We start from the raw sequence: 21630 nt of genomic DNA, 5'->3' as shown, positions 1-21630 counted from the left end.
TTGCCGTGAATTCGAAATGGACGATGCCGCATCGAGACCCAGGGGGCGTCTGCTTAGTTGCCGGAACTGGCTCCAGGCGTGCTCATGGTTCCGGTGGGCATGGCTCCTCCGGATTTCTTCCACTCGTTATTCAGAAACTTGAGGACCGGTTCGGTCATGTCGTCTCGAGTGCGATGGTGCACGATCTGCCGGTTCATCCCGTTCATGACATCGCGAGGATTGTCGTCAGCATCGATCTCATTCCGGTCGAATCGCAGGACCAGCGTGTACTTGTAGTACTCGGCGTACCGCTTGACGGCCCCTTCGACTTCAAGATAGATGGTCTTGTAGATGTCTGCTTCTTTTCGCATGAACGACTGCTGTGACACGCGTTTGAACGTTTCCAGCTCGGCCTTGGCATGGACGATCTGTTCCTCGACTTTGATGTAGTCAGGGCTGCCGTTCTGCAGGGCTCCGCTTGTTAACTGTCCCTGCAACTGGCGAATCTTTTCGACCATGACTTTGGCTTCGCCGTCCGTCTTCTCGATGTCCGCCTGAAGACCTTCAGTCAGAACGAGGAAATGGTGTGAGTTCTTGAAAACGTAGGCCATGTCGATCAGGCCAACCTGATGAGCAGGCGGGGCCGGCGACTGCGCGGGCGCTTGAGCAAACAGCGAGGCCGGGAGAAGGACCGCTGCACACGCGAGGAATTTCAATGCCGTATTCACGAGAGTTGCACTCCGTTGCAAGGTGGCGAGGCTGCTTGACCTTGTCTCACCAAGAGTCAGACTTCCTGCTGACTCGGTCTCAAATCCGGAGACCGGGGCGTATTCTGCACAAGATGCACAATGGGTCAAGATGAATCGACCGGGCTTTTGTACTCCAAACGCTCGAGAATCCTAAAAATTTCACTCGGAAATCGTCGTCCATCATGAAAAAAGCCTCCTTCCCGACAGCCGTCTGGAAGGAGGCGCTGAATTACGAACTTCGTCGTAGTTCCAAATTAGTTTGCTGGTGCTTCTGCAGCCGGAGCTTCAGCAGCCGGAGCGGGAGCTTCTGGGGCTGGTGCTTCAGCAGCTGGAGCAGCAGCGGCCGGAGCCGGTGCATCCGCAGCGGGAGCAGCAGCTTCCGGAGCGGTTTCTGCCGGAGGAGCCGGAGCGTCAGCAGGGGCAGAGGTCGCTGGGGTTTCGGTCTTCACTGCAGGCTGGGAAACGGTGCAGCCGGAGGTGCAGCTGTTCGCAGCTGGAGCGGAGCAGGCAGGAGCGCACGGAGCGGAACAAGCCGGAGCACCGCAGGCGGGAGCACATGGAGCTGCGCAGGTGGTCTGGCAGTTGTTGCGGTGGCGACGATGTCGCAGAAATCCAGCATCGGCACTGTCAGCGGTGAAGATTGCCACAATTGTCGCCACAGCGACGAGACTCAAAACTCGCTTCGTCATCGTTGAAACTCCTTAGTTTTTCCTGACAAACATTGATCTCTTCGGCGTCGGACCAGATCTCCCGAACGTCTTGATAGCCGGGTGATCGGGCCTGTGGCCGTAGTGAAAGTGCCCAAGCAGATCACGCTACAACGTTTTAGGTACTTTAGGCAGGTCGGAAAGTCAAACCAAACGTTAAAAGAAACCCAGATTTCGGAGATCCCCAAAAGTCCGCATTGTTAAGGATTTGGAGAGATTTTCAGCGATGTGGAGCTGTGATCGGAGACTTCTGGACCCCCTTCCCTCCCGCTTGGGCCATCTTTGACGCTTTTTCGGTCGACCCGATTCTCCGTCACGGCACCGCCAATCATTCACCGCGCGCAGCCTCGAGGATTGCGTCCGTCGCTAACGAATTCACCCCAAGGAATCGCTTCAACTCTTGGTACTCTTGAGTTTTACGTTGTGAAAATTCGTCGGGTGACGGTTTCCGAACCGCGCGGAGAAGCAGGTTCTTGGGTGTGTGTTCCAGGTCGATGAACTCGAGGATCTGGGTCCGGTATCCGACCGCTTCCAGGGCACAGCCCCGCAACGCATCGGTCGCCAGCGCCGAGAGCCGTTCCTTCAGGATTCCATGCTGCAGAATGCCGGTGATCGCTGGGGAATCAATTCTGGTGTAAAGTTCGTGCTGGCAGCAGGGGGCCGCCAGAATCACCTTTGTCCGGGCTGTCACGGCATAGCTCAGGGCGTGGTCGGTTGCTGTGTCGCACGCATGCAGCGAGACCGCCAGATCGAGCTCAGCTGCAGCACCCGTCGATTCAATCCTGCTGGAGCTGAATTCAATTCCCTGCAAACCGAGGCGGGAAGCGATCTCCCGGCAGCGTTGAATCACATGTTCGTTCTGGTCGATACCGACCATCTTCACTTCGCGTCGATGAACGACGGTCAGCAAATGATACAGTGCAAACGTGAGATAGCTCAGTCCACAGCCAAAATCGACCACCTTCAGGGGACCTGTATCCGGCAAGTGGGAGTAGACGTCATTGACCAGTTCCAGATACCGATTCAGCTGCCGGAACTTCTTCTGTCTCGCCTGTTTGACCTGCCCGGTCTTCGTCATGACGTCCAGTTCGATCAGAAACGGACAGGGGACGCCTTCGGGGATGAGATAGTCTTTCTGCTGATTGTGGGCCGTTGAGGGGGTCTGCTGGAGCCGGCTGGCAGGCTGGCGTCGGAGGCGGACTCCCTGAGAGTTCGACCGGGCAATGAGATCCGCCGTGCTGGTGAAGAGACTGGCGTCCCGGTATTCCGTGACAAAGAGCGTGTGCAGGCGTTCGATAGATTTGGTTGCATCCAGATTCAGGTGCGTCTGCTGCTTCTCGAACTGAAGTTCCCATTGAAACATCGGCAGTCCCCGGATCACGACGGGGCGGACAGACTGCTTTCGAGGCTGGGCATTCCCTTTCTGAACAGGACTGGACAGGACGAGGGAAATGAAGGACTGGGAAGCCATTGCCTCCTGAGTGGCGTCAATGAAATCGGTTCTCGAATCCTGCATCGAATCCGCTGGGGTGGGAGTTGGCGTTTCGGTCGTGGCCTCGAATGCGTTGCTCGCCCGCGATACGCGCATCGCTTATAATCGTGCCGTCAATTTCTGACAGGAAGGTCGACCCGTCTGCGGGCAATATAGTTCATTCCAACCCCTTGCCGAGCCTTGGCTGATGTCGCTGAATAAAAAAGACAAGAAGCAGATCGATTCGCTGAAGAAGAAAATCACGAATCTCCAGCAACAGCTCTCGGGGGCGAAGAAACAGCCGGATGATCCAGCTGAAGTTCCCCGTCTGGAAAAAGAAATCGCACAGCTTCAAAAGCAGATCAAAGACCTTCAGAGCGAATGAATTCCGAGAGTCCCGTTCCTGTTCTTCCGACGATCATCGTCGTTCACCCCAAAGAGAAGCGGAGCAAATGCTCCGTGGAGCCGCTGCGTGGCCGGGACGATTTCGTGTTCTGGACCTTCCCGCATCGAGGGGAATTCGCAGTCGAGAACACCGTGCGACTCGGATTGAACGGACCGCCGCTCTCGCATGAGGATCGACATTCGCGATTGCTGCTGCTCGATGGAACGTGGCGACTGGCAGAAAAGATGGAACAGCAATATCCGGATGTGCCCGTCCGCAGTCTGTGGGACTGGAAAACCGCTTATCCCCGCACTTCAAAACTCTTTGAAGACCCGGCTGCGGGACTGGCGACCATAGAAGCCCTGTTTGCCGCCCTGACGCAGATGAACCAGCCGACGACCGGTCTGCTGGATCATTACCTCTGGCGGGATCAGTTCCTGGAGAAGAACGCCCACTTGTTGTCTCGTCAGGTTTAGCCCTGTCTCAGGGGAGTGTGGCGGCGATTCTGGGTGATTCGTAGCTCGAAAGCTGCGTTGATCGCCGCCGGATCGCCACACTTTCGTGAGATTCGCTCGGGCTGAACCACTAGGAGTGGGTTGCTCGACTCCTGAACGACGGCGGTCACGCTCAGATTCCGTCGCCGCCGACAAACGTCGTGCTGAAGACTTCTTCCATGCGGACAGCACTGCCGGCGAAGACGTATTCCAGCGTGGCATGGTCCATTTTACTGACGACGTGGTTCCGGATCTCCAGAAGAACCCGGCGGAATCGACAGACGGGTTCCAGCTGGCAGGGCTCGTAGTGAGTGGTGGAAACACAGGCGATCGGGGAGAGAATCCCGTCGAAGTGCCTGACCACTTCTCCCATGGTGATCTCACCGGGCCTGCGGGCGAGGACGAAGCCGCCGTCCCGGCCGGCGATGCTCTTCACCCATCCCTTGAGGCGCAGGTCGATCATGATCTGTTCGAGAAACCGTCGGGGAATGAAATTCCGTTCGGCGATTTCGCGAATGGAAATTGGACCTCGACCGTCCTGGGCAACGAGCTCGAAGAGGGCTCGCAGTGCGTAGTCTGATTTTCGCGAGAGTTTCATAGCAAGTCCAAATAAACACATTTGGATCGTGAATATTCACTCTCCATGCTGACACACATCCCGTTTCAGATCAAGCACGATCTGTACATCCGTGCTAATTGTCACCGCACGAAGACTCAATCTTCGAGAAGCTTTAGGGATACAAGCGGAAAGCCGCCATTTTGTCGAGAGGACCTTCTCGAGTTCGTATCGATTTTAGCGATTTCTCCAAGATTTTTCGTCTTTGACGACGTTGACACTGCAGGTGCAAGGAATTATACACGATTGAATTAGTAGTGCTTTGGCTCCGGCTCCCCTTTGAATCTGGATCACCTTCTGTATGAGTATGCCTTCGATGAGACGGTTTCCGTTGTTCGCTTTTCCCCTCGTCGCAATTGCTGTGGCCGGATTCTTCTCTGGCTGCGAAAAGGGAGCCGGCTCGAGCGGCGGTGGCGATCAGATCCTGAATGTGTCCTACGACCCCACCCGTGAATTGTGGAAGGCGCTGAATGCTGCCTATGAGCCGAAGTACAAGGCTGAACACAAGAAACCGCTCACGGTGAAGCAGTCTCATGCTGGTTCCGGGCCCCAGGCGCGGGCGGTGATCGATGGGCTGGAGGCGGACGTGGTGACGCTCGCACTGTGGTCGGACACAGATGCAATTCACCAGAAAGGCCTGATTGCGGACGGCTGGGAAGAACGTCTCCCCAACCACAGCGTGGCCTACACGTCTACTCTGGTGTTCGTGGTCCGGAAAGGAAATCCGCAGGGGATCAAAGACTGGCCAGACCTGGTGAAGCCGGGCGTGGAGGTCATCGTCCCGAGTCCGAAGACGTCCGGGAACGGCAAGCTGGCGTTTCTGGCTGCCTGGGGAAGCGTGATTCTCAACGGAGGGACCGAAGAGCAGGCACGCGAGTTCGTCACGACGATTTACCGCAATGCTCCTGTGCTCGACACGGGAGCCCGCGGGGCCACAACTTCCTTCGCACAGCGGGGACTGGGCAACGTCCATCTGACCTGGGAGAGCGAAGCTCATCTGGAAGTGGATGAATCGAAGGGGGCTCTGGAAATCGTTTTCCCACCCACCAGCATTCTGGCTGAGCCGTATGTCGCTGTCGTCGACAAGGTGGTTGATCAGCGTGGAACCCGGGCGATTGCCGAAGAATACCTGAAGTTTCTCTACACACCAGAAGCTCAGGAAATCATTGCGAAGCACTTCTATCGCCCCATCGACCCGGCTGTCCTGGAGGCACATCGTGGACAATTCCCGGAAATCAAACTTTTTCCGGTTTCAGCCGTCGCCAAGGACCTCAACGACGCTCAGGTCCGGTTTTTCAACGATGGTGCTGAATTCGATAAGATCTACCAGCCGTCGAAGTAGCATGGCGGGAGTCCTGTCCGGCCGGCTGTCTCCATGGGAACAGGGGTTTTCCGTTGAAAATCCCACAGAAGTGCAGGCGGTCGGGGCGTGGGAGCGGGTGCGGAAATTGAATGGGAGATGCGGTGTGCGCTGTTCGAATGTCTAAGTCGTCTTCAAGAACTCTCCGCACATGGTTAATCTTCCCTTTCTCCCTCCGTAAATTTCGTTTCCCAGTTTTGTGCAAATGCCAATGATTCCCTCAGAACAGGGGGCGATTGACCCTCCCCCGATCAGCCATGCATCCCGCGTGGTCCACGATCCTGCACTGCTCGCAGAACATCTCGAGGTGCAGCCTGAGCAGCCCATTGCGAAAGGGTCACGGTTTCGTCGCAGTCCTCTCCCCGGCTTTGTCCCGGGGCTGAGTGTCACCGTCAGTTATCTGACGGTACTTCTGCTTCTGCCACTTGCCGCCTGCGCGGTGAAGGTCAGTTCGCTGACCGTCTCCGAATTCATTGCGGCTGTCTGGTCCGCTCGCGCCCGGGCAGCCTATTGGGTCACCTTTGAAACATCTGTGATCGCAGCTCTGCTGAACGTCGCTGCGGGGCTGCTGCTCGCATGGGTGCTGGTCCGGTACCAGTTTCCTGGTCGGCGGCTCATGGATGCCCTGATCGATCTCCCCTTCGCGCTTCCCACAGCTGTGGCAGGACTGGTGTTTTCAGCGCTGTATGTCGAACAGGGCTGGTACGGGCAGTTCCTGGTTCCTCTGGGAGTCAAGGTCGCCTACACGCGACTGGGAATCATCATGGTGATTGTGTTCGTCGGACTTCCGTTCGTGGTGCGAACGATTCAACCGGTGCTCGAAAGTCTGGACAAAGATATTGAAGAGGCCTCGGCATCGCTGGGAGCCTCCCGGTGGCAGACGTTCCGGATGGTGCTCTTTCCGTCGCTGTGGCCAGCGATTCTGACGGGATTCGCACTTTCGTTTGCCCGTGGTCTGGGCGAATACGGCGCGGTGGTGTTTGTCTCCGGGAACATGCCGTTCAAGACGGAAATCGCTCCCGTGCTGATCGTCGCGCGGCTCGAGCAGTTCGCATATGCTGAAGCGACTGCCATTGCTTTGGTGCTGGTCGCGGGATCACTGTTGTCTCTGGCAGCCATCAACTGGCTCGAGCGGAGGAGTCAGAGATATGCAAACTAGTCGACGGCACACCACCGGAGCGGCAGCACTCAACGCCAGCGAACCGTTCTGGGTCCGCTGCCTGTTGATCATCGCCAGTTTCATCGTCGTGGGCGGACTGATTCTGGTCCCGCTTATCTATGTGTTTTATCAGGCCCTCAGCCCGGGCCTCTGGACGTTCTTTCAGAATCTGTTTGGCGACCGCGATACCCGGCACGCGATCTGGCTGACGATTCTGGTGGCCCCGCTGGCGGTGATCCTGAATACGATCTTCGGAGTCGCCGCAGCCTGGACGATCACCAAGTTCCGGTTTCCTGGACGGGCGATTGTGATGTCGCTGCTGGATGTTCCGTTTGCCATTTCGCCTGTTGTCGCGGGATTGATGTTCGTGCTGCTCTTCGGCATGCAGGGGTACTTCGGGCCGGCACTGCGGGAGTGGGGCATCCGTGTCATCTTCGCATGGCCGGGGCTCGTGCTGGCGACCACGTTCGTCACGATGCCCTTCATTGCCCGCGAGCTGATTCCCCTGATGCAGATGCTCGGCAGTGATGAAGAACTGGCAGCTGTCAGCCTCGGAGCCAATCCCTGGCAGCTGTTCTGGCGGGTCACGCTGCCCAATATCAAATGGGGGCTGCTCTTTGGAATCATCCAGTGCCACGCGCGGGCAATTGGAGAATTCGGAGCTGTTTACGTCGTCTCGGGGCATATTGCCGGAGAGACAGACACGATGCCGCTGCGGGTGGAAAAGCTGTTTCAGGAATACAATAACCCGGCCTCTTTTGCGGTCGCCTCCCTGTTGACTCTCATTGCCCTGGCCACGCTAGTCGGCAAGCTGATTCTCGAACATTACCTGGCTGCCCAGATGAATTCTCGCGTCGCGGAAGCCCAGTCGCTGGAGACCACTCCATGAGCATCACTATCCGTCATGTCACGAAGAAGTTCGGCAACTTCACCGCGCTCAACGACATCAATCTGGAAGTCCCTTCGGGCTGCCTGCTGGCGCTGCTGGGGCCCTCCGGATCGGGGAAGACGAGTCTGCTCCGGATCATCTCCGGGCTGGAACATGCGGACCGTGGTTCGATTCTGTTTCAGGATGAAGATGTCACCAAACAGGCGGCCCGCGATCGCGGAGTCGGCTTTGTCTTTCAGCACTACGCGCTGTTCCGTCACATGACGGTGTTTGAAAACGTCGCGTTCGGAATGCGGGTTCGCTCCCTGCCCAATGACGAAGTCTCTGACCGGGTCCACGAACTCCTTTCGCTCGTCCGACTCGAGGGGCTGGGTTATCGATACCCCTCAGAGCTCTCCGGAGGTCAGCGTCAGCGCGTGGCACTCGCACGGGCACTGGCTGTGCGGCCTCGCATGCTGCTGCTGGATGAACCATTCGGTGCTTTGGACGCGAAGGTTCGTCAGGAACTCCGCAACTGGCTGCGGCGCCTGCATGAAGAGATGCACGTGACCACGGTGTTCGTGACGCACGACCAGGAAGAAGCGTTCGAAGTCGCAGACCGGGTCGTGGTGATGCGACAGGGAAATATCGAACAGGTCGGAACCCCGCAGGAGGTGTTCGATCATCCTGCAACGCCGTTCGTCATGGACTTCCTCGGAAACGTGAACGTCTTTCACGGGCGAGTTCAGTCCGGTCGCGCCCACGTGGGACCGTTCAACATCGAGTATGAAGACTATCAGCACGATGAGCCGCGAAATGCGACGGCTTACGTCCGGCCGCATGAACTCGAACTCGAGCAGCAGCCGACTTCTTCGAGCTCATTGTCCGGTCGCATTGTGCAGGTCAATCCGCACGGAGCGGTCATTAAGGTTCGTGTTTATCTGGAAGAGTCAGGCGCGGAAGTTACGGTCGATGTGGTGCGGGAGCGAGCCAAAAACCTGCGGCTGCAGCTGCAGGAGACGGTTTTCGTCCGCCCCAGTTCCGCCCGGGTCTTCATGCCCGCAGCGGACTATGCAATTTAGATCAGTTTGGTCATATGTCTGTTGGCGAGCGGGGGACGTGAGTCCCCTGTTTCGTCAAAAATCCGGAGGCTTACACCTCCGGCTCGCCTCATCAGGTCCTGCGTTTTGAGCATTATTTCTGCTCGAGACAATCCGGGCCGAATGTGCCTGAGGAAACCGGCGTTCCGCGCAGGAAGTCGGTCGCGGACATCGCGCGTTTCCCGGCGGGTTGCAGCTGATTGATCCGCACAGCCGCATCCCCCGTCCGGACCAGCAGCTCGCCATTATGGGTGATCGCGCTTCCCGGAGCAGCGTTTGTGAACCCGGAGGCATCAACAGGATCGATATCGAGAATGAGCATCCGCTGCGGTTTGCGACCCGCAAGGTGCAGGAAGGAATAGGGCATCGGCCAGGGCTGCATCGCCCGGATATGCCAGCCGAGTTCCTGCGAAGTCTGATGCCAGTTGATCAGTCCCTCTTCTTTTTTGATGCGGGGGGCGCGGGTCACCTGTTCGGCATTCTGAAATAGTTGCTGTGCGGTCCCCGCTTCCAGATCCTGCAGCACCTGCAGCGTCAGTGGGGGGGCGAGTTCCGCCAGACGGTCGTGCAGCTGGCCGCTGGTCTCTTTGGGTCCGATAGGAGTTCGCAGCACTCCCAGCATCGGGCCGGCATCCAGCCTGGGTTCAATCTGAAAGATGGTGATGCCCGCTTCGGATTCCCCCTTCCAGATTGAATATTGAATGGGGGCCGCGCCGCGATACTTCGGCAGCAGCGAACCATGCAGGTTGATGGCCCCCAGCCGCGGAATGGAAAGAAGTTCGGCCGAGAGAAGCTGACCATATGCGGCGACGACAAAGAGATCAGCCTGAAGATCGCGTAACGCCTGCAGGCTTTCGGGAGAATTGGCCTTCACCGGCTGGAGCACCGGGATGTTGTGCTGCTGGGCGAGTTCTTTCAGCGGATTGACATGCTGATGGTGTCCCTGACCGACTCGATCCGGCTGCGTCACCAGCCCCGCAACGTCATGTTCGGATTGAATCAAAGCACGGAAGGTCGGGAGTGCGAAAGCTCCCGTTCCCATCATCACCACTCGCAAAGCCACAGCCATCCCCCTGGAAATCAGACAGTGTCCGTCAGTTGCACATCACGGCGGACGATCCGGAACTTACCGGCACCGATCGGCGCGCCGCAATTGTGAAACGTGATATTTCCCAGATGATAGTTGTCGACAGGGCGATGCGTGTGGCCGAAACAGACGTGCCTGACACCTGTTCCCGGCCCCTGCCCGATATGCTGCATGTAAGAGAGAATGCGACGTGCGACTTTTCGTTTGGGATACGCAGCGGTCGGCGGGAGCAGATGCAGATGCGCTTTAACCGCCATGTCATAGAGTTTGTGCTGAAACGGCGAACGGGTTCCGTGGTGAAACTTGTTCCGCTGCTGTTCCAGACAGGCTGCGGTCATGTTTCGGTCCGCGACATCCCCATGAAGAAACAGGGTGTCGCCGAGTCGGTAATAAAACCGGCTCCATTCGAAACGGGGAAATTCATCGACCAGTCGGGGGAGGCGTTCATGCAGCAGCGGATGGTCGTCGTGATTCCCCAGAAGAAAATGGACTCCACAGTTTCCCGTGCTTTCCAGAAACTCGCGCAGCCAGTCGATGGCTGCATCCGCGGTCTCTTCCGGAGTGGGATATCGGGACCAGCGGAAGTCGAAGATGTCCCCGCCGAGAATGCAGCGATCCGATTGTCGTGAAGCGTGAATCAAAGCGTCGAAGTGGGAATAGGCAGACGATCGGCTGGCAAACAGGTGCAAATCGGAGACGAACGAAAATGTCGGCATGCGGAACGTCACTCCTGGACCTGCAGTGCAGGCTGTGAGATTCGAAGGTCTTTTCCATTCTACTCCGCGTCCGGGACTTCGCCATCGGCGGTTCTGGAATTTCAGGATGCAGCTGCCGAGGCCACGGTGGATTGGCAGCAGAAGGTGATCAGTCGTTAAAGTGTCACTTCCCTTTTCCTACGTTGAGCAAAGAACTTCTGCCGATGTCGCTGCATACTGATGTTGCCTGCTCGTTATGCGGATGTCTTTGCGACGACCTTGTGCTGGAAGTACAGGGAGATCAGATCGTTCGGGCGGAACACGCCTGTCCTGTGGCGGTCTCGGTGTTCCAGAAGCTCAATTCCCAGCGTCCCGATCCCTGCACGTGTCGTGGTCAGTCTACTTTCTTTGAAGCGGCTCTGGATGCAGCTGCGGATCTGCTTCGAAACAGTAGGGCGCCGTTGATTTTCGGGCTGAAGCATGGGGGAACAGAAGGTCAGCGGGCGGCCATCCAGCTGGCAGAACATCTCGGCGCGGTCATCGACACTGGAGGAGAGCTGCTCTCCCGAGCCACGATCCTGGCAATGCAACAGGTTGGATTTTCGACCTGCACGCTGGGAGAAATCAAACAGCGGTCCGATCTGGTGATCTTCTGGGGAGCGGATCCGAACCGGACACATCCCCGTCTTCTGGAACGACATGCCGCGGCACCAGCGAGTGAATTCCTCCCTCGCGGCCGAGCGGATCGAACGCTCGTGAGCGTCAATTCCAAAGAGACACTGACAGACAAAGATGTCGACTGGGTGTTGAGAGTTCCACCCGGTCGCGATGCGGACATCATTGCTGTCCTTCGACAACTGATTCGAAATGAAAACTGGCAACCGGCCGAGGAACTGGACTTGCCGCTCGATTCCCTGCGACAGCTGGCAGGCAAGATGAAGTCCTGCCGCTACGGAACCATCTTCTATGGTGCCGATCTAACGTCGGGAAGCAGCCCGCATCTGACGGTCGAAACACTCTTCAAACTGGTCTCGGAGTTGAATGCCTCGACGCGGTTCACCGTTCGTGCCCTCGGTAACCCCGGGGCTGAGAACGTCTTGGCCTGGCAGACCGGTTTTCCTTTGGCTGTCGATTTTCAGCAGCATTATCCGCGTTACCAGCCTGGAGAATTTTCCGCAGGCGAACTCCTGGAGCGAGGCGAAGTCGACTGCTGTCTGGTGATCGGAAGTGAATCACTGGCTCAGCTTTCCCCCCGTGCCCTCGAGCACCTGCAGACGCTCCCGACGGTGGTGATCGATCCTCCACAGGTTCCCGCGTCGTTCACTGCCACCGTTCGACTGCTGACCGCTCTACCGGGGATTCAGACGGAGGGAACGGCGTATCGGATGGATGATGTCGCCCTCCCGCTGCGGAAGCTCTATCAAAGCCGATACCCGACCACACAAGAGGTTCTCCAGCAGATCCTGCAACGGCTGTAGCTTGCCCGGTGATCGAAATGGTCCTCGAGGATCGGCAGTTTCCGCCAGGCGTCCCCTGATTGCCGCTGACAAACTCAGACGATCTTGACGGAAGGGCGTCGCACGGGATAGGAGGCGACCTGAGCTGTGTGCTCGCATCGACTCCTGTCGCAATTTCCAACCCTGTCCCCTCTCGCAGATTTCTGGCACCTCCAGTATGCAGCGAGGCACAGTCTGCCTGTGTGTCTTCCTTCTGGCTGTGCCGGGCGCGCTCCCGGTGTGCGCGGATGAGCCGGAACACGTGCCGGCGCCGCGGCAGTACCCGCAATCGCTTTACATCACTGCTCACCCGTCTTTGTTCACGATTCCGGATCCGTCTGAAGCGTTCGACGAGAACGCGGAGCCAGCGTTTCTGCCGTCGGAGGCATTTCAGAGTCAGCCTCTGCAGAACGAGATCGTGGAGGGGCTTGAGGACGATCCCGGGCTGCAGTTGATTCAATATCCGACTATCGACTCCGCTGCCCGCGACGAAGATCCGGCGGGACATTACTCCGAGCCCCGCTGGAATCCATTTCCCTTCCTGACGGAACAACTGGCAGCGTTGCCGAAAGACCAGAAGGGACTGAAGGTCAGGGAGACCGCCGTCACGGATACGGTGCTTCCGCAAGTCAGTGACGACTACGGGATGAACACCCTCGATATCCGTTCGATCATGTACTTCGGGCAGCTTCCGGTGCTGCAGTTCGCTCCCCGGTTCGGCTGGCATGTCATCTCGGATGGAGCCCCAGCGGGTCTCCCTTCTCAGCTCTACGATACTGGACTGGATACATCGCTGTTTCTTCCTCTGACAGCGAAATGGTCGTTCCTTGGGATGGCTGGTCCGAGCATTTTCACGGACGGGCAGAATACCACCTCGGAGGCGTTTCGGATGACCGGGCGGGCGCTGGCCTTCTATCAATGGTCGCCGGCGACAAAGCTCTCTGCCGGATTTCTCTATCTGGGTCGGGCCGATATCAAAGCGATGCCTGCAGGGGGAATCTTCTGCAAGCCGAGCGACGACGTCAAAATCGAACTGTTCTTTCCCCGTCCGAAAGTCGGGTACCGGGTGATGTTCGACGGCGAGAGTGAGAGCTGGTGCTATCTGGCGGGGGAATTCGGTGGCGGTTCCTGGGCGGTGCAGCAGGCCGGCGGCCGGGATGATGTCGTTTCGCTACGCGATTACCGGCTGATTGCCGGGTTCGAACATGTGCACGGGGAAGAATTTCGCTGGTTGGTGGAAGCTGGTTTCGTGTTTGGCCGGAAGATTGAATACACTTCAGGTGTCGGTGATTCCACACAATCCCCCACCGGCATGCTGCGAGGAGGAGTGGCGTTCTGATGTTGACGAGCTGAGAGCTCACACCCGAAAGATCAGTGCATGTCTGTTCAAGATGCGACGTTCCCCGGTCCCGATTCTCTCATGCTGGTGACGGGGGGGACTGGTCTGGTCGGCAGTCATGTGATCGAACGGGCTGTCGAACTCGGTTGCCGGGTCCGCGCCCTGGTCCGCCCCGGGAGTGACGTCGAGTTTCTCCGCACGCTTCCCGTGGAACTTTTCGAAGGGAGTCTGACAGATCCTTCTTCCTTGAATCGAGCTGTTCAGGGAGTGACGCATATCGTCAATTGTGCTGCCAAGGTGGGAGACTGGGGGCCGGTGACGGAATACCTCCAGACGAACGTCGAAGGATTACGGGCATTATTAGACGCTTCGTTGAAGTCCGGGACGCTGCAGCTGTTTATCCACATCAGTTCACTGGGGGTCTACCCCGCCACCGACCATTACGGCACTGATGAGTCGGCCCCGGTCAACAGCGAGGGGATCGACGGATACACACTCTCCAAAGTAGAATCTGAAAAGTTGTTCCTGCAGTATGTGCGAGAACGGAACCTCCCGGGGATCGTCCTGCGTCCGGGGTGGATCTATGGGCCTCGCGACCGGACCGTCCTCCCGAAGCTGCTGGAGAATCTGAAGAAACAGAAGGTCGTGTATCTGGGGTCCGGAAAGCAGTTGCTCAATCAGGTCTATGTCGGCAATCTGGTCGATGCGGTCTTTCAGGCGTTGCCGCGGACGGATCTGATTGGTCGGGTCTATAACCTGACGGACGGTCATCTCGTTTCCAGAATCGAATTCATGGAAACAATCTGCCAGAACGCCGGTCTTCCGGCTCCAAAGAAAAAGGTCCCATTGCCGGTCGCGCGGGCACTGGCAGCTCTGATGGAGGGGACGTACAGAACGTTGGGAAGGAAGAATGCTCCATTGCTATCCCAGGCCCGCATCAAATTCCTGGGACTGAACCTCGATTACAGCATCGACCGCGCCCGGAGAGAACTCAACTACGAATCCCGCGTGACGTTCACGGAAGGGATGAAGCGGACCATCGACTGGGCCCGACAGGCGGGACTGCTGAAGTCGACGTGATTCGGGAAAGACCGAAACGACGCGATTTCGATGAGAGTAAGTCAGTTGAGAAAACGGTTCGGGCGGTTCTGAACCAACGAACCGTCCGAAGATTTTGAAAGAGTGATACACTGCATGTCGATGGACGCTGCTCCCCTCCCTTCTGCTCAAACGTCTCCCCCTCCGACACCGTTGTTGTGGAGGTGGGGTCTGTGGCTGGAAGGGTTCATCGAGCGGATGTTCATCATGTTCTGCGTCTACACGCTGTCGATCGGTCCAATGTACTGGTCCTGGGTCGATGCGAAATTCGCACACGGTCCAAAGATCCTGGCTGCGTTCTATGAGCCGCTGCGGATGCTTGGAGAGGCTTATCCCCTGTTCGGGAAGTGCCTGAACTGGTACGTCTCATTCTGGGTCTGAGGTCGTGAGGACGAGACTTCATCCCGTGATCACTCCGGCCTGAAGACCCGGACGCGGTGGTTTTCACTGTCTCCGATATACACGTTCCCGTGAGCGTCGACGCAGACTCCATGAGGACGTGCGAGTCGGCACTGGAGCGGGTCGCCATCCGGCCCGTCACCTCGCTGACCGTCGCCGACCGCGGTCTCGACATGGCCCGTCGCAGCTCGAATCACCCGGACGGTGTGACTTTCCGTGTCGGCAAAGTAGATGTCCCCGCTGGGGGCAACCACAATCCCCTTCGGCCCGGCGAGTACAGCGTCTGGACCGGGAACGCTTTTGCGGGAGTAACCACTCTTGCCGGTCCCCGCGAGATGTTGAAGCGTGCGATTCTTCACATCGATTCGGTAGATGGAGTTTCCTTCTCGCAGAGCGAGGACAAAGGCATCCGCGCCAGCGACATCCAGAGCCCGGGGACCCTGCAGTTTCAAATCGTCAAACCCCGTGTTCTCGGGGCTTAACGGCTGCTTTCCCCCACCGAGGAATGTACTGATCGTCCCGTTCTCAGCGTCGACCTTCCGGACACGACCATTCCTGATGTCGCAAATGTAAATGTGACCGTCCCGATCCAGGGTAATCGCATGGGGCTGGTCAAGCTGAGCGCGATTGGCGGGACCGCCGTCCCCTGCAAAGCCCGGTCGACCGTCTCCCGCGATCGTGGAAATCTCCTGCGTCTTCGCATCGATCCTGCGCACGACAGCGTTCTGCATCTCCACGACGAGCATGTTGCCGCGTGAGTCGAAACGAACTTCATAGGGCTCGTTCATCCGGGCAGCGGTCGCCGGTCCGCGATCGCCGGAGTAACCCTTTTCCCCACTCCCTGCGACCACCTTCGTCTCTCCGGACTTAAGGTCGACACGTCGAACAAGGTGATTGCCGACCTCGCACACGTACAAAGCTCCATCGGGTCCGATGACCAGTCCGAACGGCTCGCCGATGAGGGCTGCGTCCGCAACTGTGCCATCCGTGCTGTTTCCCCGGGTTCCCGTCCCGAGCACCGTGGCGACTTCGGCAGCGTTCGCGCTCAGTATGCCCCACGACAACGAACAAGCCATCCAGCACACGATTCTGAACAACGGCCACCACGCTTTCCTCAGGAGCTTCGATCGCGGACTTCTTTGCAAATCTTGCAATCTGCAGAATCTGCCGGTTCATTTTGTGGAGAATCGGCTGTTCCTGCCGGTTCAGATCTCGTACATGTTCGCCATTCTCGCCCAGTGGTCAATCCACGACCATCGAATCCCGTCCGGGCAAACACGGAGTGCCGGTATGTTCCCTTCCTCGTTCGCATCCCCATCGATCTGGTTCGTAACCATGTTCGGATGCCTGGCAGCCGGCTGCCATCCCGCCTACTACCAGACCGGCTACTCCGGCATGCCGACAACCGGTCCCACATATGCAGCGGCCCCCGGCACATCGCTGGGATCGTTTCCTCCTGCTGCACAGACCGCCTCCCTCACTTCCTTCCACACGTCCCCCGCCGCTGCTCCGCTGACGGGCAACTCGGGATTCTCCTCGATCGCTGCCTCCCCCGCCCCCGTTCCGGTCACCACCGCATCGACCGCTTCCCCCGCTGCCTCATCGCCGCCGTCCACCCCGCAGGCCTTTCCGGTCTCCGCGTCCAATCCCAACCCTTCAAGCTCAAGTCCCGTCAAAGCGGCGACACCTGCGAGTCCGCCGGATGTCACCGTGCAGTGGACTCCCTGGCCCCTGCCTCCCCGCAGTGCCCTGGGCAATGCTGCCCCGGCGGCGAACGGGAACGCGCTGGTTCACACCACTCGCAAGCAGGCGCGTGGACGGCACCGGCATCTGAGCGTCGCCACCCGACCGGGTTCAAACGCGGAACGGCTGACACGTGAGGAAGCAGAACTCACCAGTGCCGCTGCGTCCGCTGAGAAGGAACCGATTCCCTCTGCAGGTGAAGCGGACCTGTTCCCGGATGACGCCAGAGCCTCCGTGTCCCGGGACCTGCGTTACCGTGGGGGGAAAACGCTGCGGGAACTGGGCTACGTCAACCTTTACATCAGCGGCGATCAGGGTTGGAGCACGAGCGATGTGAAGAACATCGACAACGCAGTGCTCGCAGCCATGACAGATGAGCACCTCAATAATGTGATTCGCCAATACTTCGACAATCAGAAGATCGGCACCACAGCTCACCCATCCCATCCGCTCATTGGATATATCCCCAAAGAAGTCTCGCGCGGCGACGTGCATCGCTTCATCCAATACCTTCACGGACAGGGTTACCTTTCGAAGTACGATCTGAAGAGCACTGTGTTCAATTTCGTGTGTCCTCCGGGCACGATCCTCACGGACGATGATGTCCCTTCAGAGACGGCGTCTGCGGAGGCAACCCAGACCATTCCTGCCACTCAGGACGAGAATACTCCGGGGGATGCTGCTGTGGCGGAAAGCGATGACCCGGAAGTCGCTGTCGATTCCATCAACGGACTGGCTGGCTATCACGGTTCGGTTCATATCGGTGATGAAACAGTGTACTACTCGGCTGTCGTCTATTCAGAAAGCCGGCAGGACGGATTCAAGAACGGGATTGCCGCCTTTCCCGAGGGCTGGAAGAACACCGTGGCAATGATCTATCACCAGCTGCTGGAAGTTCGCACCAACCCGGATGTCGAAGACGTGATCCGGAATCCTCACGACCCGGACATCGCCAGCAAACTCGGATGGACATCAGATGGCGGTGAAGAGATTGGCGATCTGCCGCTGCACGACAACGTGTCGATCCGCAAAGTGATTCAGGAAGTCCCGCTCGCTGACGGCAGCGGCACAGTGCCAGTCCAGCTGGCCTACTCAAACGCTGCCGATGGACCGGAAGGACCCATTCCGGAACTGCATCCGGAGCCGGCTGAATAGCCCCAGAATTTCAGGAAGTCTCTCTCAATCCCTCTCTCAATTGAAGCTGTGCAGAATTTCTGGACAGCTTCTTTTTGTTGAGTCACTTCAAGATGATGAAGTGGGCTTCTGAGAAGCCGTTTCAGGGACGAACGGCATATCGAACGCCTCTCCCGCTTCTTCGCCAACATGCGTCCGGGCTGCAGCAGCCACACTCTGACGCAATGGACGTTCGGGGAGAAACAAAGCGAGGACAAAACCAGCTGCCGCCACCCCGGATGCAACGAGGAAGACGGTGCTGAACGATGCTGCAAAGGCCTGCGCATAAATCTGTCGGGTCGCTTCCGGAAGTTCCTGGATCGATTGCGGACTGATCGAAGAGAGCTGTTGGGAAGCCGCCATGCCCGCGGGCAGAAGATGTTCGAGATGGTGATGCAGCTGAGCTGTGAAGATGGTTCCGAGAATGGCGGTTCCGATCGAGCCACCCATCAGACGGAACAGGATCGCTCCAGAGGTGGCGACCCCGAGGTCCCGGTAGTCCACGGCATTCTGAATGGCAATCACCAGCACCTGCATCACCATCCCCAGCCCGAGTCCGACCCAGAGAAAATACAGCGATGCCACCGGAAGGCTGACGTCCGGGGACATCTGCGAAATGACGGCGATGCCGGTTCCCATCACCAGCATGCCGAGAATCGGAAAGAACTTGTACCGCCCGGTCCGGCTGATGATCTGTCCCGATATGATCGACATGGTCAGGACTCCCCCCATGAGCGGGAGCAGCTGTAGACCGGAGGTAATCGGACTGGCTCCTTTCACCACCTGCAGATAGACCGGCAGGTAGGTGACGGACCCCCAGAGCGAAAATCCGACCACCATCCCCAGGGTGGAGCAGATCCAGAAGGAACGGTTTCGAAAGAGCCGCAACGGCAACACCGGTTCAACAGCGGTTCGTTCCACAATCAGAAAGAGGATGAACGATACAACCACAGTGGCTGCCAGTCCCAGCACCAGCGGAGAATCCCAGGAATACTCGGTTCCTCCCAGATCGGTGATGAGGATCAGGCAGCACAGGAACGTGGCGAACAGCGCACTCCCTGCATAGTCGATGGCATGACGCACTTTCATGCAGCGGGACGGAAGGGCTGTGGCGAGGACAATCATCGCGAAGGCCCCGATCGGAAGATTGATGTAGAAGATCCAGCGCCAGCTCCAGTGACGGGTCAGGTATCCTCCGACAAGAGGACCGACGACGCTGGCCACCCCGAAGACTGCTCCGAAGATTCCCTGATACTTGCCACGATCGCGCGGGGCGACGATATCGCCGACAGTCGCCTGCGTGGTGACCATCAATCCTCCGCCCCCCAGTCCCTGCAGAAAGCGAAACAGGATGAGGTGCGTCATCGTCTGACTGATCCCGCACAGGACTGAGCCGAGCAGAAAAATCACGATCGCAACCTGGAGCACGATTTTTCGGCCATACAGGTCGCCCAGCTTGCCGTAGACCGGTGTCACGATCGTCTGTGCCAGCAGGTAGGCTGTCACGACCCAGGAGAGATGGGCGAGTCCGCCGAGTTCACCCACGATGGTGGGGAGAGCTGTGGAGACAATGGTGGAGTCGAGGGCTGCCAGCATCAATGCCAGCATCAGCCCCATGAAGACCATCATCACCTGACGATGTGAGACGGGGGCGGGGGCGGGACCTTCTGCCGTCAGCTTTGCATCGGTACCACCAGCATCCATATCAACGTCAATCTGAAAAAGTCACAGCACGAAGACAGCCAGCCTCCTGGAGGAGGTCGGTACCGTGATTGTGGCGAACGATTCCCGTGCGTCGAGCCTGCAGTGGTGGAATCACTGGAAATCGTCGCGATGGAAACAGATTCAAGTTGATGTTGTTAGATAGCCGTCAGCTTCGGGGCTGGTGCTGAAGGCACGTCGGGAGGGAACTTATTCCCCTCTGGCGAGTTGCCGGGATCGTTCCGTCGCAGCCTGAACAGCATTCATCAGAGCGGCTCGCATTCCCCCCTGCTCCAGCGCGTGCAGTCCGGCGATGGTCGTTCCCCCCGGGCTGGTGACCGCGTCTTTGAGCTGTCCGGGATGTTCACCGGTTTCCAGAACCATCCGGGCAGCGCCCAGCAGCGTCTGAGCGGCCAGCTGAGTGGCTGCGGCTCGCGGCAGGCCGACCAGCACTCCGCCATCGCTAAGGGCTTCGATCATTTCAAAGACGTACGCTGGTCCGCTTCCCGACAGACCCGTCACAGCATCCAGGGACGATTCCGGCACCTGCAGGGCGATTCCCACTGTCTTCAGCATCTTCGCCACGAGCTCGCCGTCTTCCGACTTGGCATGTGTTCCCAGCGAATAGCCCGAAGCTCCTGCCCCCACCAGACAAGGAGTGTTCGGCATCACGCGGATCAGACGCCGGTTCCCCAGGACCGCTTCCATCTGGTGCAGCTTGACTCCCGCAGCAATCGAGACGAGCAGATGCTGAGGCTGAACATGCTCCTGAATCTCTTTGAGGAGAGCCGGAATCGTCTGCGGTTTGACCGCCAGAAAGATCACTTGCGAATTCGCGAGCACATCCTGATTGCTGCTTGTGACAGCGGCACCAGTTTCCTTTTCGAAGCTCTGGAGTGCAGCGGGAACGACATCGCTGGCAAGGACTCGATCGGCCGCTGTGAAACCGGATTGAATCAGCCCTTTGGCCAGAGCAGTCGCCATTTTGCCTGCTCCGAGAAAGCCGACGCGAAGTTCACTCATGAAAGTTGGTCCAGATTGAGAAGCGTGAGGTTGTGGAGGTTGAAGGGTTTCAGGTGTCAGGTTGAAGAGCAAGGTTTCAACCTTGACCCTGGCAAATCCGGGAAAAGGCCAAAGCGATTGTAGCGAACTGCTTCACTCAGACAGAATGCTGTCTGCACCTGGAGCGAAACTGGTTGCTGACCTGTTGAGAGAACCCGGAGTCGTCACGCGTCCATGGCCATCTGCGTGCGGTCGTTGGACAGCGTTTCGAAACTCTTCCAGTCCGCTGGAGTGATGTGTCCATCGTGTAATGCGGATGCAACCATCGCTCCATCCACCCGCAGCAGGGAAAGCTTATGCAGATCCGCGAGTGAGCGAACCCCTCCGCCCGTCCACACAACGAGATCCGGCCAGCGGTTCTTGATCGTATGGCACAAGGCTCCGGTGGGGACTCCCCGGTTCATCCCGACGTGTGAAAGATCAAGAACGATCATCTGGCGGACCCCACATTCCATAGCGGTTGCCACGATTTCCAAGGGAGTCTTTCCGGCGGCGTCGGGGCCGAGCGGGATGCCGTTGAACAGATCCAGGCTGAAAATCACGCGATCTGCGCCCAGTTCGCTGATGAGCTCTTTCATCAAGTCCAGCGAAGGGAGCGTCTCCAGTCCGATGATGACTTTGGTCACCCCCAACTCGAGGACTCGCTGCGCCTGAGCAAGGGAATCTGTCCCGGCGTCAACCACCAGATCGGTTCCACAGGCGACCAGAGACTCGAGAATGGAGTACTGAGGCTGGCCATCCTGAATGCCGTCGATATCGGCGACATAGATGCAACGCGGGCGGTAATGGCGGATCAGGGATTGGCAGGTCGATCGGGGATCGATCGAAGCCAGCAGCTTGCTAGTGTTCGGTTGATAACTTTCGCGCTGACCCGCCTGTCCGCGAATCACATGTCCTTGCATCAGGTCAATGACGGGAATGAGGTCCATGTTGCCTCCCGGGTTTCTAA

At 58.2% G+C, this 21630-nt stretch carries 21 protein-coding genes; 11 read left to right on the top strand and 10 right to left on the bottom strand.

The window, feature by feature from the left end; all coding sequences use genetic code 11:
* Positions 1–53: 53 nt before the first annotated feature.
* From SH661x_RS01050 to SH661x_RS01040, 3 genes are all read right to left on the bottom strand, one after another.
* Complete coding sequence (locus tag SH661x_RS01050; protein ID WP_437227169.1) at positions 54–707, bottom strand: OmpH family outer membrane protein; 654 nt, start codon at positions 705–707, stop codon at positions 54–56.
* 275 nt (positions 708–982) lie between these two features.
* Positions 983–1417, bottom strand: a complete 435-nt coding sequence (locus tag SH661x_RS01045; RefSeq protein WP_437227167.1) for a hypothetical protein — start codon at positions 1415–1417, stop codon at positions 983–985.
* Positions 1418–1763: 346 nt separating this feature from the next.
* Positions 1764–3023 carry a class I SAM-dependent methyltransferase gene (locus SH661x_RS01040; RefSeq protein WP_437227165.1) on the bottom strand — a complete coding sequence of 420 codons (1260 nt, stop codon included), beginning with the start codon at positions 3021–3023 and terminating at the stop codon, positions 1764–1766.
* A gap of 91 nt (positions 3024–3114) precedes the next feature.
* Here SH661x_RS01040 and SH661x_RS01035 point away from each other — a divergent pair, with 91 nt between their 5' ends.
* Entirely contained in the window at positions 3115–3291 is a 177-nt protein-coding gene (locus tag SH661x_RS01035; RefSeq protein WP_437227163.1) for a hypothetical protein, read from the top strand.
* Entirely contained in the window at positions 3288–3767 is a 480-nt protein-coding gene (locus SH661x_RS01030) for a hypothetical protein (RefSeq protein WP_437227161.1), read from the top strand. Before SH661x_RS01035 ends, SH661x_RS01030 begins: the two co-directional genes overlap by 4 nt.
* 151 nt (positions 3768–3918) lie before the next feature.
* Here SH661x_RS01030 and SH661x_RS01025 read toward each other — a convergent pair whose 3' ends face one another.
* Positions 3919–4383, bottom strand: a complete 465-nt coding sequence (locus SH661x_RS01025; RefSeq protein WP_437227159.1) for an RrF2 family transcriptional regulator — start codon at positions 4381–4383, stop codon at positions 3919–3921.
* A gap of 334 nt (positions 4384–4717) precedes the next feature.
* Between SH661x_RS01025 and SH661x_RS01020 the strand changes: the two genes are divergently transcribed.
* From SH661x_RS01020 to SH661x_RS01005, 4 genes are all read left to right on the top strand, one after another.
* Entirely contained in the window at positions 4718–5743 is a 1026-nt protein-coding gene (locus SH661x_RS01020) for a sulfate ABC transporter substrate-binding protein (protein ID WP_437227157.1), read from the top strand.
* 229 nt (positions 5744–5972) lie between these two features.
* Entirely contained in the window at positions 5973–6920 is a 948-nt protein-coding gene (gene cysT / locus SH661x_RS01015; protein WP_437227155.1) for a sulfate ABC transporter permease subunit CysT, read from the top strand.
* Positions 6910–7809: a sulfate ABC transporter permease subunit CysW gene (cysW, locus tag SH661x_RS01010; RefSeq protein WP_437227153.1), complete on the top strand. Its 900-nt coding sequence runs from the start codon at positions 6910–6912 to the stop codon at positions 7807–7809. Before cysT ends, cysW begins: the two co-directional genes overlap by 11 nt.
* Complete coding sequence (locus tag SH661x_RS01005) at positions 7806–8870, top strand: sulfate/molybdate ABC transporter ATP-binding protein (protein ID WP_437227151.1); 1065 nt, start codon at positions 7806–7808, stop codon at positions 8868–8870. Before cysW ends, SH661x_RS01005 begins: the two co-directional genes overlap by 4 nt.
* Positions 8871–8982: 112 nt before the next feature.
* On the opposite strand, the gene fmt is transcribed toward SH661x_RS01005, so the two are convergent.
* Together fmt and SH661x_RS00995 are read right to left on the bottom strand one after the other, a co-directional pair.
* A complete protein-coding gene (fmt, locus tag SH661x_RS01000; protein ID WP_437227149.1) occupies positions 8983–9957 on the bottom strand; it encodes a methionyl-tRNA formyltransferase in 975 nt (324 codons plus the stop codon).
* An 11-nt stretch (positions 9958–9968) separates the two neighbouring features.
* Positions 9969–10691, bottom strand: coding sequence for a metallophosphoesterase (locus tag SH661x_RS00995; protein WP_437227147.1), 723 nt, complete (start codon positions 10689–10691; stop codon positions 9969–9971).
* 203 nt (positions 10692–10894) lie between these two features.
* Here SH661x_RS00995 and SH661x_RS00990 point away from each other — a divergent pair, with 203 nt between their 5' ends.
* From SH661x_RS00990 to SH661x_RS00975, 4 genes are all read left to right on the top strand, one after another.
* Positions 10895–12148, top strand: coding sequence for a formylmethanofuran dehydrogenase subunit B (locus SH661x_RS00990; RefSeq protein ID WP_437227145.1), 1254 nt, complete (start codon positions 10895–10897; stop codon positions 12146–12148).
* Positions 12149–12344: 196 nt separating this feature from the next.
* Complete coding sequence (locus tag SH661x_RS00985) at positions 12345–13505, top strand: DUF6268 family outer membrane beta-barrel protein (protein WP_437227143.1); 1161 nt, start codon at positions 12345–12347, stop codon at positions 13503–13505.
* Positions 13506–13544: 39 nt separating this feature from the next.
* Positions 13545–14585 (top strand): NAD-dependent epimerase/dehydratase family protein, encoded by a 1041-nt coding sequence (locus tag SH661x_RS00980; RefSeq protein WP_437227141.1) that lies wholly within the window; start codon positions 13545–13547, stop codon positions 14583–14585.
* A 114-nt stretch (positions 14586–14699) separates the two neighbouring features.
* Entirely contained in the window at positions 14700–14984 is a 285-nt protein-coding gene (locus SH661x_RS00975; protein WP_437227139.1) for a hypothetical protein, read from the top strand.
* 29 nt (positions 14985–15013) lie between these two features.
* Here SH661x_RS00975 and SH661x_RS00970 read toward each other — a convergent pair whose 3' ends face one another.
* Positions 15014–16066 carry a hypothetical protein gene (locus SH661x_RS00970; protein ID WP_437227137.1) on the bottom strand — a complete coding sequence of 351 codons (1053 nt, stop codon included), beginning with the start codon at positions 16064–16066 and terminating at the stop codon, positions 15014–15016.
* A 226-nt stretch (positions 16067–16292) separates the two neighbouring features.
* On the opposite strand from SH661x_RS00970, the gene SH661x_RS00965 reads away from it, so the two are divergent.
* A complete protein-coding gene (locus SH661x_RS00965; RefSeq protein ID WP_437227135.1) occupies positions 16293–17900 on the top strand; it encodes a hypothetical protein in 1608 nt (535 codons plus the stop codon).
* 87 nt (positions 17901–17987) lie between these two features.
* Here SH661x_RS00965 and SH661x_RS00960 read toward each other — a convergent pair whose 3' ends face one another.
* The 3 genes from SH661x_RS00960 to SH661x_RS00950 form a co-directional block, all read right to left on the bottom strand.
* Complete coding sequence (locus tag SH661x_RS00960; RefSeq protein ID WP_437227133.1) at positions 17988–19622, bottom strand: MDR family MFS transporter; 1635 nt, start codon at positions 19620–19622, stop codon at positions 17988–17990.
* 207 nt (positions 19623–19829) lie between these two features.
* Positions 19830–20642 (bottom strand): pyrroline-5-carboxylate reductase, encoded by an 813-nt coding sequence (gene proC / locus SH661x_RS00955; RefSeq protein WP_437227131.1) that lies wholly within the window; start codon positions 20640–20642, stop codon positions 19830–19832.
* Positions 20643–20845: 203 nt separating this feature from the next.
* Positions 20846–21610, bottom strand: coding sequence for a HisA/HisF-related TIM barrel protein (locus SH661x_RS00950; protein WP_437227129.1), 765 nt, complete (start codon positions 21608–21610; stop codon positions 20846–20848).
* Between the last annotated feature and the right edge of the window lie 20 nt (positions 21611–21630).

Origin of the sequence: Planctomicrobium stercoris (assembly GCF_051465655.1) — a bacterium.
Lineage (GTDB): Bacteria > Planctomycetota > Planctomycetia > Planctomycetales > Planctomycetaceae > Planctomicrobium.
Note: the sequence above shows the minus strand (reverse complement) of the source record. Positions and strands in the feature narration are given on the sequence as shown.